Here is a 1,523-nt window from a genome sequence, read left to right on the forward strand (position 1 = left end):
TGGCAGCTTGGACCTGGAACGGGCATCAATGCGATACCGCTCTACACCGAGTATACCGGTGCCGGTGTTCGCATCGGTGTTGTTGATACAGGGCTGAACTACGCCAATCCAGACTTTGCCGGGCAGGTTGACCTTCAGAACGACTACGACGCACTCGACCAGGACCATGACGCCAACAACGTCGGCGGCGACCAGCACGGTACTGAGGTCGCGCTCATCCTTGCCGCCGCAGCAAACAATGCATTTGGGCGCGTCGGAGCAGCGTTTGGCGCGACTCTCGTCGGCTACCGTTTCGACACGCGCGCCTTGCGAACGGTCGAGCAGGAGACAGCTCTCTTGCGGCTGCAGCACAGTGTGGATGTCTCAAACAACTCCTGGAGTCGCTCAGGAGAGTACTTTCGGGACAACTTCAACGATCCCAGTTATGTGGGCGCGGCCGCAGCCATTGCTGAGGCCGCCACGGTTGGGCGCAATGGCCTCGGAACCGTGATCGTCCGATCAGCAGGTAATGATGCAATCGGCGGCGACGATATCAACACTCACAACTACTATAACAATCGTTTCACCATCGTCGTTGGAGCGACAGCACAGGATGGCAAGGTTCAAGCGTTCTCCAACCCCGGTGCATCGCTCACCGTCGTCGCCCCCGGTGAGGCCACGTCGACGGCCGCGCCACTAGGATCGGCGACGGCGGCGCTGATGCTGGAGGCGAACCCCACCCTCGGGTACCGTGATGTTGCGACAATCCTTGCGCTAACGGCCAAAATCACCGATCCAGCAGGCGCCGGGTGGTTCACCAATGCAGGCCAGGGCTCAAACGGCGGCGGCCTGCACGTGTCACGCAAAGCCGGATTTGGGCTGATTGACGCTTTGGCTGCCGTGCGCCTTGCTGAAACATGGACGTTGCAGTCAACCGAGGCTAATCGCGCAGAGACAGCCGCGACGGGCACAGGCCAAGCAGCACTCTCAGATCTTGGCGTGATGTCACAGACGGTGCAGGTTGCCGCCGATCTCCTGGTTGAGCGCGCCGAGGTGGAGATCGATATTGCTCATGAGAAGATAGGAGATCTCCGGATCATCCTCGTGTCACCCGGCGGCACCGAGAGCATACTGCTGGATCGGGTCGGCAACGGCAGGTATGACCCGGCCAATGGCTGGCTTGTTTTCACGCTGACCAGCACGCAGTTCCTGGGGGAGCATGCCCAGGGCAATTGGACGTTGCGGGTCGAAGATGCGGCCAACGGCAATGTTGGCACGCTAAGACACTGGGCGCTGCGGCTGCACGGCTCTGCCTCGACGGCGGACAGCCTGCATGTCTACACCAACGAGTACGCGTCGATGCGTGATGCTGATGCGGCCCGGGGGATCCTGGTCGACACCTCCGGAAACGACACGCTTAACGCCGCAGCTGTGTCGGGTCACTCGGTGATCAACTTGGGGCCGGGCGAGACCAGCCAAATTGCTGGTCGCACGCTCGTAATAGCCGCTGACACCCTGATTGAGAATGCGATAGCAGGGGATGG

The 1,523-nt window shown here is 61.0% G+C and carries 1 protein-coding gene; it reads left to right on the forward strand.

Annotated elements, in window-relative coordinates:
• Positions 1–1,523: S8 family serine peptidase (locus JKG68_RS32215; protein ID WP_202066489.1), on the forward strand; the 1,523-nt coding region annotated here is incomplete at both ends.

The organism is Microvirga aerilata, from assembly GCF_016743775.1.
Classification (GTDB): Bacteria; Pseudomonadota; Alphaproteobacteria; order Rhizobiales; family Beijerinckiaceae; genus Microvirga; species Microvirga aerilata.